Origin of the sequence: Pseudomonas sp. ICMP 8385, assembly GCF_002699915.1 — a bacterium.
GTDB lineage: Bacteria > Pseudomonadota > Gammaproteobacteria > Pseudomonadales > Pseudomonadaceae > Aquipseudomonas > Aquipseudomonas gessardii.
Genome location: NZ_LKBY01000090.1, coordinates 97761 through 113857, shown reverse-complemented (window position 1 = coordinate 113857; position 16097 = coordinate 97761). Strand labels below are relative to the sequence as shown.

Here is a 16097-nt window from a genome sequence, read left to right as displayed (position 1 = left end):
CTTATCCACAATTGCTGGGGCAAAAATCAGCAATCCGTCCTGGGTCAATTTTCAATCGGCAGGGTGGGTCAGTTTTAAATCAGCGCCAACATGACATATCATCTTAAAGCAACTTAACGCGTCTGGGCATGTTCTAGAAAATCATACCCCTGCTGTGTTGGGTGATATTTTCAATCAGCCCCAACAGTCTCAGGACTAATGCCCGAGCCGGTGAGAGAACCATTACACATTTTCTCAAAACGATCATTCGGGCTATCGGAAATGCTGTCGCAGCGTGACTGCGTTTTCTAAGCCACCTGAGTCGCAAACCTGCCGACCGCGTCGACTACTCTCTTGGCGCCATCCTGAATCTCAACAATTACCTGGCCTGCCTGCGTGGCAAGTTCAAGGCCTTGCTCTGCTTGGAATTTGCTGTTTGCCATCTCAGCTACGGTCTCATCCACCAGCTTCTGGTTCTGCAAGACAACCGATGCGATTTCTTCAGTAGCAGTGCTGGTGCGCCCAGCCAATTGTCGAACCTCATCAGCCACGACCGCAAAGCCTCGACCCTGCTCACCTGCGCGAGCGGCTTCAATCGCAGCATTCAATGCCAACAAGTTGGTTTGTTGGGCAATACTACTAATCGTCTGAATGATGGAGCTGATCAACAATGACTGCTTACCGAGCGCTTCGACCCCGCCAGAGGCAGTCTGCATATCAACAGCAATTTTACTCATGGTATGCATAGTGTCGTTGACTACGAGTGCTCCGCGCTGAGCACTAACATCCGTCTGCTGGGAAATTTCAAATGCAGTTTGCGCGGCTTTACTGATCTCTTGCTCACGGGCAACTTGATCGGTGACTACCGCTGCAAATTTAACGACTTTGCAGAGTGCTCCTTCGGTGTCATAAACCGGATTGTACGTCGCTTCCAGCCATACGGTTTGACCACGACTGTCAATACGTTCAAATCGACCTGCAACAAACTCTCCCTTGTTCAAAGTTGACCAAAAGTCTTTGTATTTTTGGGATGAGACTTCCTCTGGCTTGCAGAAAATACGATGGTGACTGCCTTTAGCTTGGCCCAAACTGTAGCCCATCGATTTTAAAAATTGCTCATTAGCCATGAGAACCTGCCCGTTGAGATCGAATTCGATCACCGCCGTCGAACGAAGCAGTGCGTCAATGAAGGAGGCGTTTTCCGATGTTTTTTCCACTCGAGAGGTAATGTTCGTCGCATAGCAGGTGATATGACTCATCCGGCCAGTCGCATCCGCTATGGGCTGCCAATGTGCATGAAGCCACACCAATGAACCGTCAGCATGTAGGTACCTGTACTCGTCAGTGATGGACTTGCCTGCGGCGACTGCTTCTCGAAAGTTGTGAAAGCACGGAAGCTTGGATACGTACTGCGGAACAATATCGGCCATGGCACGACCTAGGAGCCGATCCTGGGGGTAGCCCAAAGCCTCTGCAAAATTTTCGTTGAATGAGATAATTTTAAACGTCGAATCGATACTCAACGTTAGCATTTCACGGTTCAGCCCATCGCGTAGTTGGCGCAGCTCCGATAGCTCGGCTGTCTGAGACTGAAGCTGTTTCTTGATTTTGGTATTGAACACGGGAAATCCCTTTTGGATCATGACAAGTCTATCGGCATGGCCGGCAGGATATTGAGGTCGCCCGACGTGTAGAACACGATATGCCGTTTAGTCTTACTGCGAAGTGGGTGGGCCAGGAGAAAGCCCGGTTGATGTACCTTGGCAAGCCGTTGAAGGGCTAATCACATGGCGAAACTTAAGGTCTGCTCATGCCCACTCATGCGCGATCAGATATCCAGACAGATTTTGCCGAAATGCTGGTTGGTTTCCTGATACTTGAACGCTTCGACAATCTCGCTCAATGGGAAATGACGATCAATAATCGGGCGCATGCCATTAGCATTGATGGCTTGGATCATGTCTTGCTGCTGGCTGCGGCTACCCACCAATACACCCTGCAGACGCACTTGCTTGATCAGTGCCGGTACAAAATTCATTGCACCGCTTACGCCACTCAATATCCCGATGATGGAAATGTGACCAGCAACCCGAATTGCAATCATCGATTGTTCAAGCGTCGCAGGGCCGCCGACTTCGATGATGTGGTCAATACCACGTCCACCCGTTAGAGCGCGTGCAGTTTCGCCCCAGTTAAGGTCTTTGCGGTAATTGATTACATGATCAGCGCCTAGAGCTTTCAGACGTTCAAGCTTTTCGTCGCTTGAAGAGGTAGCAATGACGGTAGCACCGGCCATTTTAGCGAACTGCAGGGCGAAAATTGAAACGCCACCAGTGCCTTGGACGAGCACGGTGTCGCCCGGCTTGAGGGAGTCATCGGCCATCAGGGCGCGCCATGCAGTAAGGCCGGCGGTGGTAAGTGTCGACGCTTCAGCATGGCTGTAGCCAGTAGGCGCGAGGGTGAACGATGTGGCTTTGGCCGTCACTTGCTCACGAGCGTAGCCGTCAATGCCATCACCTGGCACGCTAACAAAACCTTCAACCAGTGGCTCACCGTTGATCCACTCTGGGAAGAAGGTGCTGACGACCGAGTCACCCACCTTGAATTCAGTGACATCCGGGCCGACAGCAATTACTTCACCTGCACCATCGGCCATGGGGATGCGTTTTTCGCTAGGGCCCCACATGCCGCTGACCACCGCGAAGTCGTGGTAGTTGAGCGAGTTGGCGTGGAGGCGTACGGTGATTTCGCCACGCGCTGCGGCTCGGACTTCGCTGCTGCCAACCAAAACCTTTTCATAGCCACCACCGGGTTGGACGAAGATAGTTTTGCTGCTCATAGGGGTTTCCTTATGTTTTCTAATTACGCGAAATAACGAAATGAAAATTTAAAAATTACAATTCGATGATCAGCCTAGCCGCAAAGTCATCAATAGCCTGCTCATTGCGCCGGTAGTAAGTCCACTTACCGATACGGGTGGTTAGCACGAAGCCTGCACGTTGCAAGATAGCTAAATGCGCAGACGCGGTAGAAGGTGAAAGCCCGGCCTTGTGCTGCAAGTGGGTTACGCACACTCCTATCGCAGGATCGCCGTGATCCTGAGGTGGGAAATTACTGAGTGGGTCTTTGAGCCACTCCATCATTAGCATGCGAGTGTCATTGCCCAAGGCTTTGAGCTGTTCGAGTATCATGGTTGGGAATGTTACGCTTTTTTACGAAATGTTCAATAAGTAATCTATTACCCTTCGGAAGGGTTTGAAATCAAAAAAACGCATCCAGCTGAATCGACCCTACGTTTATAGACGCATTGAATGACTGCTTGGACTACCCCGCTCGGCGTGTTGTCATCGTCTTAACGCAAATCGAGGTGAGTTAGAAGGCAGGCTCCAAACCAGCCCGTTAGAACAGGCCTCCCGACGTAAATTTTTACAACGCCAAAATTCCGAGGCTTTCCAATCTGTCGACCTCGCGCTTTGGCACTTTGTGTATCTGAAGAGTTCCTCGGTTACGAATCATCGACAGCTTATCCATCAGCTTGTCCACATAACGCCGACGGAAACTCTCCGTGTATCGGTAGTTCTGCTCTGCGCTTCTTAGGAGTGTTCATATTCGCCTCAAAGCTATCCATAAAAAACGGGGATATACCTGTGGATATTGGCCCGAACACTACGGAATACAGGGTGTGCAATGCAATGGTCAGTAACTGAGCAAGTTTTGTGTTCGGCTGAGCCTTGTTGGCGGTGATCTGCCCGTGATCAAAACTGTGCAGCAGTATTACTCTCAATCGCCTCTGCAGCTGTCAGAGTATTTCTCATCAAACAAGCAACGGTCATAGGACCAACGCCGCCAGGAACTGGAGTCATGGCCGCCGCGATGTCCTTGGCAGAGTCGAAATCGACATCACCGACTAAAACCGAAACTCCGTTTTTCTCGACCCTGTTGATGCCAACGTCAATGACCACTGCACCCGGCTTGATCGCCCTTGCATCAATAAATTCCGCCCGTCCAATCGCTACCACCAGGATGTCGGCCTGACGACATTCAGCGATGAGATCTCGCGTTCGGGAATGCACAATCGTGACTGTGCAGTTTTCCTGTAAGAGCAAATTCGCCATTGGCTTTCGGACGATGTTGGGCCTGCCGACAATTACCGCTTTTTTGCCGCTAAGGTCACCGATTTGATCCTTCAACATCATCAGGCATCCCAGAGGAGTGCAGGGAATCAGTTTGGCTTTCCCCTGGCCCAGCAGACCCACATTGATCGGATGGAAACCGTCGACATCCTTGGCGGGATTTATGGCCGCGATAACCTTCGATTCATCGATGTGGGCGGGCAGCGGAAGCTGCACCAATATCCCATGCACATAGCGGTCATTGTTCAGCTTGTCGATTAGCCTGAGCAGGTCTGCTTCGGACGTATCGCTTTCGAGCAGATGAGGGAAAGAGTCAATGCCGGACTCAAGCGCCTTCTTCATTTTGGTCTTCACGTAAACTTGGCTGGCAGGATCGCTCCCGACTAGTACGACAGCCAGCCCGGGGGCTCTGCCGCGCTTCACCGACGGCAACATTCTTGCGCAAGATTTCGGCAACCGCCTTTCCATCGATTATGGAGGCCTCTGCGTTGGGCGCGTTTTCCAAAGGTTGTGTAGTGGTCATTTCGTCCTACCCATTAGCGGTTATTCGCCGCGACAACATGAACATGGTCATAGCTGAAAAAGCGCTCCAGCGTCAACTACTCCAGGGTGGCAGGATGGCTCTTGCGGCACAGGCAGACGTAGCGATGGTGAAACAGGCGTTGTGGAAAAAAATCCGCTTGAAGGTGAGGCAGCAATCCGACTGCGGGTTGATCGCACTATCCTGAAGATCTTGGGCTGGGGTATCGGTGTTATTGCGCAGCGTACTGATCGAGCACCCCGGTGGATTTCTACCCCTCAAGTCGGGCCGGAATCGACCTGAAGAAAACGCTTGGCGATCTTTACGACGCTATGACTACGCAGTACTAAATCTGTCTACTTATGACGGCGGTAGGGATCCAGTTGCGGCGTACGCTGGAAAAGAAATCATCGACTCGGTCGGTGGGTGCTCGTAGGTTGAGGACAAAACAGCACTGAGTCGGTCGCCCAACAGGTTCCAGGCGTTTTTCTTCTCGGCGGCATAGTCGTGGTGCAAGTAATGGCGTCTCACCCGAGAGCCGGCCAGCACATGGTTTTGGCAGCGATCGATGACGTCCAGGCTGACACCCAAAGCCTGCATCATGGTCGCGCCCGTGCGGCGCAGGTCATGCGGCGTCCAGTCACCGTTCTGGCCGTCGGCCAGGACCAGGGTGTCGTCGTGACGCCGTCTGGAGAGGGCCTTGCGGTTTTTGAACCGGGCTTGGCGATCGCCCACCTGTTTGCTCACCACCTTCACGTCCACGTGCCCATCATCCTGCTTGTTCGGAAAGCACCACAGGGAGTCTCCCGTCAGGGTCTTGAGTTCCTGAAAGAAATGCAAGGCGAAGGAGGAGAGGAAGATATGGTGGTCCTGTTTCTTGCCGCGGGTGCCTTTGACGTTTTCGCTGGGGAGGAACCAGGTTTGCTGGTCCAGATCGACATTTTTCCATTCGGCCTGCAGCAATTCACCAATTCGGCACAGCGTGCCCAGGCTAATCCAGAGCGCGAGCTGCGTTTCCTTCTTTAGCGGACGAATGCCGTCGTATTTTTGGCCCGCGGGGAGGGCGTCGTAATCGGCGGTCATTTGCTGGAAACGGTTGTGCAGTTCCAACAGCTCCGCCGGGGAAAGGATACGGCTTCTTTCCGCCTCGTAGTCGGCGGGGATCAGAGGGGAGATGTCGACCAACTCAGTCGGATCGCCCTCGATCAATAAGTTCCGCCAGGGCTGACGCTTTCTAGCCCAGCTAAACATCTGGGTGAGGTCGGCGAAGAAACTGATGGCTTGCCGGTGAGCGCCGCGGTTGACCACGGCCCGGATCAGCGCCCGAACATCGTGTTCGGAAATATTGTTCACCGCTGTCCTACCGAGTGCTGGCAAAAGGTCCTTGTTAAAGCGCCGTTGCAACTCGGCATTGCCGTCTTTACGCGCGACGCCATCCAGCAGCCAGGCCTTGGCCAGATCCTGGACGGTCAGAGTTTGGACCTTCGTCGATTTTTCCTGATCGGCTTTTGCGTTCGTCGCGGCATGAGCCTGTGCCTTGGCGGTTTTCTTGTGCTCGTTGGGATTGATTTGCTCATCGATGAGCGCTCGGGCCTGGTTGCGGGCCTTGCGGATGTCCGTCAGGGATTTGCGCGGCCAAGACCCGCAGGAGTACTCTTTGTTCTGCTCGCCCCACCGATAGCGATAGAAAAAGCTGACCGACACACCGTCCTTACGGACTGAGATTCGACCGGCCAGATTGCCATCCTCCCGGAGGATTCGGCCGGCATCGTTGGCGGTCAGCGACTCGAGTTCTTTGATGGTGATTTTGGCCATAAAATGGGTTCCCCCTACTTTTACCCCCACAAAAACGTCGGCTCTTGATGGACGTTACTGGACTCTCGTAGAGCAGAACACCGCTGGAGCTCAAGTAAATACTAGCTTAGAAAAATCCACAGTAAAATTTTGGAGTCTTTCAAGAAGTATGAAAAAGGAGATGGGGTGCTAGGGGTCGAGTGTTCGAATCACTCCGTCCCGACCATATTATTCAATGACTTAGCCCAATCTGAAAAGGTTGGGCTTTTTCATGCGTAGGGACTTTTGCGGGGGGCATCCCGTTTTTCTCCTCAAGATTGTCAGCGCCGGCCCGCGAGAGTCGGTTGCAGATATGTAAGGAGGCGTCGGATTTGGCACCGCCTTGCAGGATGTTTGGCACAGGGTGTCTGCCTTAGAAACGCGGGATTTCGCGGAGTTTTTGGCACCGTGGGGCGGCGCAACTCGGCGTGAACCCTGGCCCAGTCGGGCATTGGACGCTGATCGCTGGGAACGGTGGGCGGCGGTGGAAAAAGCCGCTGTTGCAACTCGGCGTCCGTTAGCGAAGACGGCCAAGTCAGGCCGCTGGCAGCAAAGCGATTGAGATACTCACCGACGCTGGCTCGACCCACTTGCAAGCTGACAGCGACCTGCCGGGCAGATAGGCCGACCTCGAATTTGAGACGTAGCACTTCTCGAATCTTACGCATGGATAACCGCTCCACGACGACCTCTCTGCTTCGATAAAAGAGGTCGATGGTAGTGAATTAATCCTGCGTTGCTGCCTGCTTTAAGGGTGGCCGGATGGCCGTGGAGTCCGCAGGCCTCCTTTGCCGCCATACCAGCGCCCGCGAGAATAGTCGGATCGGCGTTGCGCAGGGCGCTTGCCTGGCCGATAGCATCAATACTAGACTTCGCGGCCTTTGGACTGAGACCACCAGCCAACAAGGCTTCTGCACCGCCCAGAATAGAGTCGGGATCATTGCCATACGACTTTGATACTCGGAATATCTCTTTGCGCATATCTTCATTTTGAGCCGGCGACATGTTGGCCGTCTGTCCCAACTGGATCATCCTTCGGTCAGTCTTGGTACTATTTGCTACCGACAGCCCAACACCGATACCCAACCCAGCTCCGGCTAAGTGACCATTAACGCCCGACATCATTCCCCTGAGGGGGACGTGCTTAGGTCGCTCTCGTTGAAGTGCTCTTTAGATGTCATCTCAAACCCCCTCGACTTTAGGCTTCAAGAGCGCCAAGGCACCCGCTGGGTTACGTACGCCAATGCCCATCAGAATCTTCCTCATCAGTGGATCGTTTCGTTCCAGCTGTTCGATGTTTAGCGGCAACTCAAGCACCTGGCCAGCCGTGAGTGCCTCGACGATGCGGATGTCATCATCGATAGAAAGCGTACCCATGTTGATGTGGGACATCTCTGCTGCGAGCAGTTTGTCCAAACCCAGGACGAGGCGGTTGACCGTAAATTGAGGTAGGGCGTTGATCAACTCATCGTTAGTGGCGTAGCCCAGTCGCACGGCCTCGGAAATAGCGATGAAGCACTCCCGGAATTGCCAGGCGCCCCATTGAAAGCTTAGCTTCACGCGCGTTGTGCTTGAGGTGCTCACTGTTTTGCCGCAACTGGTCTAGGTAGTTCGCCCATTATTGAACCGCCTCCCGGCGCTGCACTAGCAGTTGAGGGCGCGCATACACAGCGTCCAACGCACCGCTACGACCTGAGAGGAGCGAGCGGTTCAGTTTGGTGTAGGGCAGGGAGGGCCAAATGGCAGTTCTCCATTCCCGGTCAAGACTATGTTCCAAGAATGGCCTACGTCTCTTGCAATGGCTTTTCGGATCCTAGTGGAATGCGCAAGTGAATGCGCCCTGAAAACGCCATCTGGGCTGACCTGATCAGCAACCATGACAGAGACTTGCGTGCTGCGGGTTACTTGCTGGACAAGGAGCCGCCTACCGACGCAGCGGGCGACTGAAATCGATGGGTTGCTGCCGCATAAGTGGCAACCGGTTTAATCACGCAAGGCGTGATGCCCGGACGCATACCCTGCACTCGCCCTGCTAGGGTTTGTACGTATGTTTTATCATGACACCGCGCACCACCAGAATCGGTCGCAAGCTTTGTATGAATAGTCATATTGGGGAGTATCCAAGTTGGAATCGAGCACTTCCCAGGACCAAATAAATCGGGTCTGACGCTATTAACGAATGATACGAATGGCGCCACTGAGCTGGCGCCATTCGGGCAACGGCAGGGCTGGCCAACGAGTGCGAACACTTCGTTATCCATTAATGCCTTTCAGGGCTGCGTGCTCTCTCTGAACCTGAGTGTGGGCTGGAGACGCTGGAGTCGACCCTGGGCCTTCGATTGAGCCCCGGCGTGGGCGAGTTACTGCGCTTATACTGATGAGATTTCATGCTGCCCAGTTTCGGTGGTCCTGGCGTAAAATTTGGCCCCCAAGAGGCGTGTGGCTGCGTTGCCGTCAGGTTACTGTTGTAGTTCACCCCCAGCGCGTGGTCGTTGTACGCAGCGTCCTCACTGAATTGCTTGGCACTGAAAGTCCCCTCACCTGCAGGCGGCCGTTTACCCCCTTTAAAGTCTGTCACAAGCTTTTCATTCCGAGATCCACTCGGCAGGAACGCAATCAGTGTTCCCGTGGGTTCGGTGACACTGCGACCCAGATTAAAGAAACCATTAAGAATGCTTTCATTCATACCCATCACGCTTTTGCTGGCTATATATTTAACGCCCCCTGTCGGTACAAAAACATCACTGAGATCGAGTGTCTTAAGACTGGACATATCGGTGATCTGCGGGGTAGCCCCCGCAACATCCTGCTGCCCCAAGGCGCGCGAGTATTCGTACGAAGGGCTTGCCGGCAGTTCCTTGAAGCCAGCATCGATACCCATCACTTGAAACTTGCTCAATCCGTAGCCCGCGTGGGGGTTGTTGAATACAAGTGTGTCAAAGCGATCGCCATCGGCATTATCCTGGGCCCAGTCGGCCAGAGCTGCCCAGCTATCGGGTGATGTCACATCCAATTGGTTGGGGTAGTAGTGTAGGTTCGCGGGCCCGTTTTCTGGCCGGGGAGTGATGTCGTATTGTGTGACCATGATAGTTGCGTCCGGATATTTTTTCGCCAGCGCAGTGGAGTAGCTGAAATCTTTGCCTTCGCCAGCAACCAAAACTCGTAGCATCCCGTTAGGGTCGGAAAAAATGATTGGGTTGTCACCGACATAACAATAGAGATTCAAGCCATCATCCGGACCGGATGGGTCGGCACTGAGCCAGCGCCCAATGGACGGCTGGTAGTAACGTGCGCCGAAGTAGTACAACCCCGTCACTTCGTCACGCTCTTTGCCTGCATATCGATAACGCTTCAGTTGGACATCCGTTGCATTGTCGCCGGCGATGAAACTTGTCCCTCCGTAGGGAAAGTACTCTTCATAAGTAATGATCTTGCCGGATGAGTCCAGCTCCATCACGGCCGACCCCAGATAGTTCTCCAACTGGTAGCGCAACTGTGGCGAAGCCACGCCATCGCCTGGAGACCCCACAGTCCAGACCAGACGCTGCGCCAGGCAGCGCTCACCATCCATCACGCGAATCGTGCGGTACTCTTGGGTTAGTATGTTATTGATCAAGCGCCGGCGAATCTCCAGGCCATTGATATAGACAGTATCGTCCAGCATCTCGGTCGCACCGGCACTGCCGAACGTACGGGTAACCTTGCGCAGCCGGACGCCATTGGCATCATAAACGTAGAACGAGGTGTCGTTGGTACCGTTGCTGCGCGTAACCAGGGTGATATTGGCGAGGCGATCGGTATAAGACCACTGAGCGCCTGATAGCCCAGCCCATCGAATCTGATTGCCAGCGGCGTCGAAGAACTCATCGACCCGGGTGGGATCGGTTGTCAAAGTTGCGTCGACACCGTGATTGCTGGTTGTCGATATCGTCACCGCCCTGTTCGTCGATATCGCGGCTTGATGCTGTATGCGCAAAAGGTTTCCGGAGAGATCATAGCTGTAGGTTCGAGTGTAGTTTTGCAGGGCCCGGCCGTCATTCAACGCGGAGAGGGGGATAAAGTCATTGCCGCCGTCACTCACTCCAGGGTGTTCACGACCACTAGCGCTGATCAGTCTGTAGGTCGCGTCATAGGTGTAGTTGGACTGCGGGTCGACTCGCTGGTTGGCATTGAACACCACCTGTTGAGACGCGTCGTCGATAGAGGTGATGTTGCCAACAGGATCATAGACATAACTCAGCGCCTGGAGCGTTCTACTATCCAGGGTATGTTGTGAAACTAACGCCTGGAGCCTGAATGTACTGGGCTCGTAGATATAGCGCGTTGTCACGCCATTGGCATAAGTGATCTGTTGGCGCTGGCCCTTGGCGTCATAGGTGATGCTGTCAACATACACTTGGGCGATACCGGTATCTGCTGGTGTCAAACTGACTTGGGACACCAGGCCGGTTCTTGCATAGGTATAACTTACCCGCTCCGCCGAGACATCATTGAGGCGTCGTAACGCTTGGGTTTCTACCCGGTTCAATGCATCGTAGGTCCAGTCGGTCTGGAATTTCTGCGTGTCATCCAGTTGCTTCCAATCGGCTTCCCGAGAGAAGTCGATTGCCAATTGCCGGGTCTGACTTAGCAATTGCCCTTGAATCGAATATGCCAGATTGACTTCAAGCCCGGCACTGTCGAACAGCGTGTAGGGCTGACCCCGTAAGTTAAGTCCCTGGGCATCGGGAACTGACTCGCCGTACTGTATCTTGCGTACCGTGCGGCGTTCCGGCTCATGGGCCTCAATGACTTGAACTTCCAGCAAGCGCCCCAGGAGGTCATAACGACTTGTCTGGATTGCTCCCCGGCTATCGGTGCCCCAGATCGGCTTGCCTGATACATTATTGATAACCCAACGAGTGCCGCTGTCGACACAGGTACTTTTGATCTTCTGTCCATCAAGGGTAAAGATCACCCTGATATTTTTTAAACCCTGTGTAAGCATCCTGTCGTCTGCACTGTCCAGCAATTGTCCTTGGATATCGAAGTAGTTGAACATAGTCAGCCCGGCGTCTTCCAGACGCTGGTTCGTGGCCTGGGGTGCAAGCAGCTTGGTCACCCGTATGGCCTGCCCCAAGGCATTGAACTGGCGTACTGTCGGGGTGTTGAAGAAAACAGCGGCCTGTTGCAGCGCTGTGCGCTCCCGAGGATCGAGTGTCGGGTCATCGATGTGGGTGCGGTAATAATCAGAGTCGAGCACAGTATCGTTGGTGTCGAACAAGTGCTCGGACCATGGGCAAAACAGGGTCTTTGTAAAAAAACCTTTGGGGGTGTCGACGCGGATCTTACGGTTGAGCGGGTCATACCGAATCAGTGGGCTGACCCCGAAGCGAGAAAGCTCTTCATTACTGATATAGCCTCGGCCTGCACTGTAGACGGGCTCGTACTGTCTGATGGGATTGCCCTTGTTGTCATAGACCGTCGCTCCCGAAACGACCCAGCGCTCGATGCTATGAGTCGAGGTGACCGAGTGATTGGCATTGACTTGCCAGCTCGGCCCTGGATCGACCAATGCCTGACACTGGACAAGGCGATTGAAGCCATCGCTGTACTGTATTGAGTATTGGACACGACCAGTTAACTCGTAGGTTTCAGCTTGCAGGGTGGTGGCGTGGACAGGGACTTGGCTGGGCACCATCGCTAGTCGTGCCCCAACCGCTGATGCGACTTGAGGCGACAGACCTGGCAATTGCAATGGCGCACCAAGGGGGCGTTCGCGCCAACGCTTGAGCATGGCGCCACTGCGGCTTATATAGTGTTGACCAACGAGGGACTCCCACACGTTGGACGATGTGTCGTCAAGCCCGTTCAAGGCCTGAGGTGTGATCCGCCCGCACCAACTGAAGAGATCGTAAGCGGTGTAAGTCGCAGCGCCTTGCAGGTAGGTTTGTGGCTGCGAAAGTGCCGTCTCCAGGTCGAAGGGCTGCTCCCTGCGATCAAGGGAGAGTGATTTGAAACCTACGGGTTGTTTACCTTGCATTCCTCTGAGCGAGGTTGCGCAAACCATACCAAGTGCATCGCAGAGTGTCTGCGATACTGTTTGGTTGGGATCGGTAATTTCCCACGGGGCGAGCGTTCGGTAGTCGATACTGGTAACGTTGATCACGTTACCCAAAGCGTCTTCACTGCGCACAAGCACCAAGTCATAGGGGTCATATTCTAGGGTCTGTGTCGCACCAAACGGATCGATGATGCTGCTGGGCAGATAGTAGTGATCTGTGTCCAGAAAGGTCTGGAGCAGGCCAGGGTTCCACCATAGGCCATCGTTCTCGATATATTTTCCGTTCTGTGCCAAAAGCTGCGTAAGGTCGGCCGCGCTCAGGACACCGTCATAGGCAGTTTGAAGATCAGTTGGCGTTGCCAATGCGGTCCATTGTTGACAGAGCAACCCCTGAGCGCTCGTCTGCCCCAACGGCAACGCCGTTTTTGTTTCAGGGCTCCAGTAATAGCTGCGGTACCGACCGAACAAGGTCAAGTCGGCCTCGGGATCCGCCAGGGCAGTGTCGATCAGGTGGGCAAGCTCCTCGACCGTGTAGGTCTGGCCCGAAGAGGGGGGCGGTGGCGCCCTTAGCAACCAGTTGTATGATTCCACCGGCTGCCCCAGCAAGCGCACATCGTTCCCTGTCAGGTCAACGTACTGGTTGGTATTGCTCGTGACGAAACATTGCGATTGTTCCGGTAATCGAGTGGCGATGTCGGCGCGACGCGGATAGGCGATGCTGGCTCGTCGCAGCACACTGCCGTAGTCGTCGACCTGTAAGGTCATGTCCTGGGTTATACGCGGATCAGCCGGATTACGTTCGTAGTGTAGGCTCAGCGTTTGCAGTGGATAAGCGAAAAAGACGGCATGCTGCTTATCGAGTGGCCGTTGGATTTGGCGTACGTCATAGCCGTTTTCCACAACATGATAAGGCGTGCTCTGCGCATCCGTCGAATCCAGACCATAGATTTCCTGTCGCAACTGAAGACCCTTGAGTGCCAGATGAGCCTGACGAACGGACTCTGTACTCGGCTCTCCTAGCCATTGGAAACGGGCAGGCATAACCCTGGGGGCGGAAGCGTCAGCAGCGAAGTAGTCATTCACAAACGCGTCACATAGGCTGCCATCCATCCAGGCTCCGGTGTGGTACCAGGTGCGGGTCAGAGATGCAGGGGTGTGGATTTCTGCGGTGCCGGAACTACTGCGCAGGTACTCTTCCCGGCTTTGTGTATCGGTATGGTCGACCTGCCCGAAACCACAGAACTGGCGCTCGATAGGGTCATAGTAACCATGGCGATAATTGTAGGTTGATACCAATCTTGTCTGCGAGACACTGTCTATGGCATCGATCCGGTCCACGACCTGGACCGGAAAGGGCAGCTCGGTTACCCAGGGGCGTCCATCGCGCCGATCACGTAGCGCGTAGGTAGTGGAAGGCTGGTAGGAGATATGGGTCGACGCCCCCATGTTGTTATCTACTCGATTCAACAGGTAGGGTTTGCTGCGAGAGCCAAAGTCATAAGCCAGCGGCCCCGGCAAATGGGCATCGCTGAAGACCAGTGCGGCGCTGCCGTTACCACGCACGTCAGCGAACTGGATCTTGCTGCCAGGCCCCCAGGTGTTTGGCAGAGGTATTGCAATCGCCTCGGCAAAAGCATTACCGCTGTGGTTCATGTACAGGTCGATATGATCGGGGTGGACATACAACAAGTCGACCGTTCCGGAGCCATCGATATCGGCAAGGAACAGGCGGTCGATGGAGAAGTCCTCACCGAACTGCGGAGCGTTACCCAACTGGACCCTGCTGCCGAAACGTCCAAACCCGAGACTGGGCCATACCTCCACCGAGCCGTTGGCAATGCGTACCAGATGCTCGCGGCCTGATCCAAACATGTCGGTCATCTGCAAGACCACGCAAGACGAATCTTGGGTTGTCAGCGGAACCCCATCGTCGCGTGGGCGCACGAGCGCCGGCCCGTAGCCTTGAGTACCCAGCGAGGGATAGATACGCACTGATTGATCATCCAGGTACACGACATCGTTCAGTCCGTCACCGGTGAGATCAGCCATCAGGCTATGGGGCGACAGCAGATCGCGAGGGACCGCAGGCAGCACCTCGAAAGGTGCCCATCCGCCGTTTGCCAAGGCCTGGGCATAGCGTGAACCATCAGCACTGACGGCGACCCACGCCGGGCGACCGCAACCGGTTATATCCAGCAGAGTCGAACTCCCGTTGAGCCCCAGGCTCGGGAAGGTCGCGGGCGCAACAGGAGGGGTATAGAGAATGACTTCATCGCTGTTGTCATCCGTATCGATGTGCTTGCAAGGCCCTTGGGGGGCCATATACAAGACGGTACTTTGCGACTGAAACAAAATACCGGGGAGTCCTTGCCCTTGTAGATCGACAAATCGATACCAAGGTGCTGATCCAACTAACGGAGCTGGCACCTCATCGCTCCGACGCAATGCTTCGAAGCGGCCACTTTGCGGTGCGAAGTGGGTGTAGCCAAACTCCAGCGGAGGTAGCGCTTGGCTGGTGTAATCCTGCACTGTGGACTGACAACCCTCCGCCTCGACCATGATCAGCCGCGAGGCGACCGGATTCTGGTCGTAGGTGAATCGAGTCAGCCGAACCAACACCGGCTCGTCGCCCAGCTCCTTGAAGCGATGAAACATGAGTATGTGTTGGCACAACCGGTGAGTTCGGATCTCAAAGCCGGCCGTGTAGGTCGAAAACGGATCTTGCCGTGCCGTCCATTGGGCATGCGCCGGTGGTAAGTAAGGCTGTGGGGGCAATGGATCAAGTGTGTATTGGCCGTAATCGAAAACGACCTCGAAATGCCATTCGGTGGTGGCCAGATCTTCGATCGAAAACACCGGCGTGTCGTTTCCGTAAAGAATGCGCTCTGGGTATCGATTGGTCGTCTGTACGCGTCCCTGTTCGTAAATGGCAGTGGCAATATTGGCGGTATTTTCAGCCTGATAGGTGTACAGCGTTGCGTCGCCATGAGCAGTGATTCGATCTTCGAGCAACCAGGAAAAAATATGCTCCGGTTGTGAAGGATCTGCGATACGTGCGTCAGCCGTTCGACCGAAATGAGACTGCACGTTGCTCGCGTCGATGATTCTCCAGAAGCTGCTTTGTGTCAGCGTATTGATCCACTGTTCGATCAGTGCAAAGCCACCTTCATGGCAAGGTAGATATCGCTTGATAATGAGGCCGTCCTGCTCGCGGGACGGGGTCGAACTGTCTATAACGAGCGGCGTTCCATCAGGTAGGACATAAGTGTCGGTACCGTCATAAAGGGGTTGCCCGGTGGATGTACGGCAGGCAATCGCCGGGATATCGACATTAAAGCCTAATCCGAAGATGCCATTGCCTGCTGCCGACTGGTACTGCAGCGAAAGTGCAGGGGCGCTGCCCTTGCAAGCGGTCAGAGCTATTGGAAGAACCAGCGTTGCGGCCCCTGTAAATGCATTGGCCGAAAACGTTTCACCGAGACCTTGAATGGCACCGCCGCCCTTTGGCAGGGTAACGCTCGATGGTTTGATTCGCGGCTCCTGCACAGCAGGAGTGTCTTCAGTGGTGTCGGGCTCGAGAGATGTCATT

General features: G+C 54.5%; 7 protein-coding genes and 4 pseudogenes. All 11 read right to left on the bottom strand.

The genetic code is table 11. The annotated features are described in order from the left end of the window. Window positions 1-287: 287 nt before the first annotated feature. A pseudogene (locus AO268_RS33720) lies at window positions 288-722 on the bottom strand (methyl-accepting chemotaxis protein); the annotation flags it as partial. A 102-nt stretch (window positions 723-824) separates the two neighbouring features. Beyond that, a pseudogene (locus AO268_RS33715) lies at window positions 825-1511 on the bottom strand (PAS domain-containing protein); the annotation flags it as partial. Between the two features lie 296 nt (window positions 1512-1807). Further along, the gene (locus AO268_RS09650; protein ID WP_099168545.1) at window positions 1808-2818 is read right to left on the bottom strand and encodes a zinc-dependent alcohol dehydrogenase family protein; all 1011 of its coding nucleotides are present in this window, start codon (window positions 2816-2818) and stop codon (window positions 1808-1810) included. 55 nt (window positions 2819-2873) lie between these two features. Then, window positions 2874-3170, bottom strand: a complete 297-nt coding sequence (locus tag AO268_RS09645; protein ID WP_099168544.1) for an ArsR/SmtB family transcription factor — start codon at window positions 3168-3170, stop codon at window positions 2874-2876. 564 nt (window positions 3171-3734) lie between these two features. Next, window positions 3735-4580, bottom strand: a complete 846-nt coding sequence (locus AO268_RS09640; RefSeq protein ID WP_373562123.1) for a bifunctional 5,10-methylenetetrahydrofolate dehydrogenase/5,10-methenyltetrahydrofolate cyclohydrolase — start codon at window positions 4578-4580, stop codon at window positions 3735-3737. Between the two features lie 134 nt (window positions 4581-4714). Continuing rightward, window positions 4715-4899 (bottom strand): annotated as a pseudogene (locus AO268_RS33120) (LysR family transcriptional regulator); the annotation flags it as partial. A gap of 93 nt (window positions 4900-4992) precedes the next feature. After that, a complete protein-coding gene (locus AO268_RS09630; protein ID WP_099168543.1) occupies window positions 4993-6447 on the bottom strand; it encodes a tyrosine-type recombinase/integrase in 1455 nt (484 codons plus the stop codon). A gap of 422 nt (window positions 6448-6869) precedes the next feature. Then, window positions 6870-7133: pseudogene (locus AO268_RS09625) on the bottom strand (IS21 family transposase); the annotation flags it as partial. Further along, window positions 7126-7551 (bottom strand): hypothetical protein, encoded by a 426-nt coding sequence (locus AO268_RS09620; RefSeq protein ID WP_176561356.1) that lies wholly within the window; start codon window positions 7549-7551, stop codon window positions 7126-7128. The gene AO268_RS09620 and the pseudogene AO268_RS09625, both read right to left, overlap by 8 nt. 96 nt (window positions 7552-7647) lie before the next feature. Next, on the bottom strand, window positions 7648-8025 hold the full coding sequence (locus tag AO268_RS09615) for a hypothetical protein (RefSeq protein ID WP_169864314.1): 378 nt from the start codon (window positions 8023-8025) through the stop codon (window positions 7648-7650). A 700-nt stretch (window positions 8026-8725) separates the two neighbouring features. Next, on the bottom strand, window positions 8726-16096 hold the full coding sequence (locus AO268_RS09605; protein WP_099168541.1) for a SpvB/TcaC N-terminal domain-containing protein: 7371 nt from the start codon (window positions 16094-16096) through the stop codon (window positions 8726-8728). Window position 16097 lies beyond the last annotated feature (1 nt).

Coding starts and splice junctions, on each gene's coding strand:
- AO268_RS09650 (WP_099168545.1), bottom strand. CDS start 2,818: ATGAGCAGCAAAACTATCTTCGTCCAACCCGGTGGTGGCTATGAAAAG.
- AO268_RS09645 (WP_099168544.1), bottom strand. CDS start 3,170: ATGATACTCGAACAGCTCAAAGCCTTGGGCAATGACACTCGCATGCTA.
- AO268_RS09640 (WP_373562123.1), bottom strand. CDS start 4,580: ATGGAAAGGCGGTTGCCGAAATCTTGCGCAAGAATGTTGCCGTCGGTG.
- AO268_RS09630 (WP_099168543.1), bottom strand. CDS start 6,447: ATGGCCAAAATCACCATCAAAGAACTCGAGTCGCTGACCGCCAACGAT.
- AO268_RS09605 (WP_099168541.1), bottom strand. CDS start 16,096: ATGACATCTCTCGAGCCCGACACCACTGAAGACACTCCTGCTGTGCAG.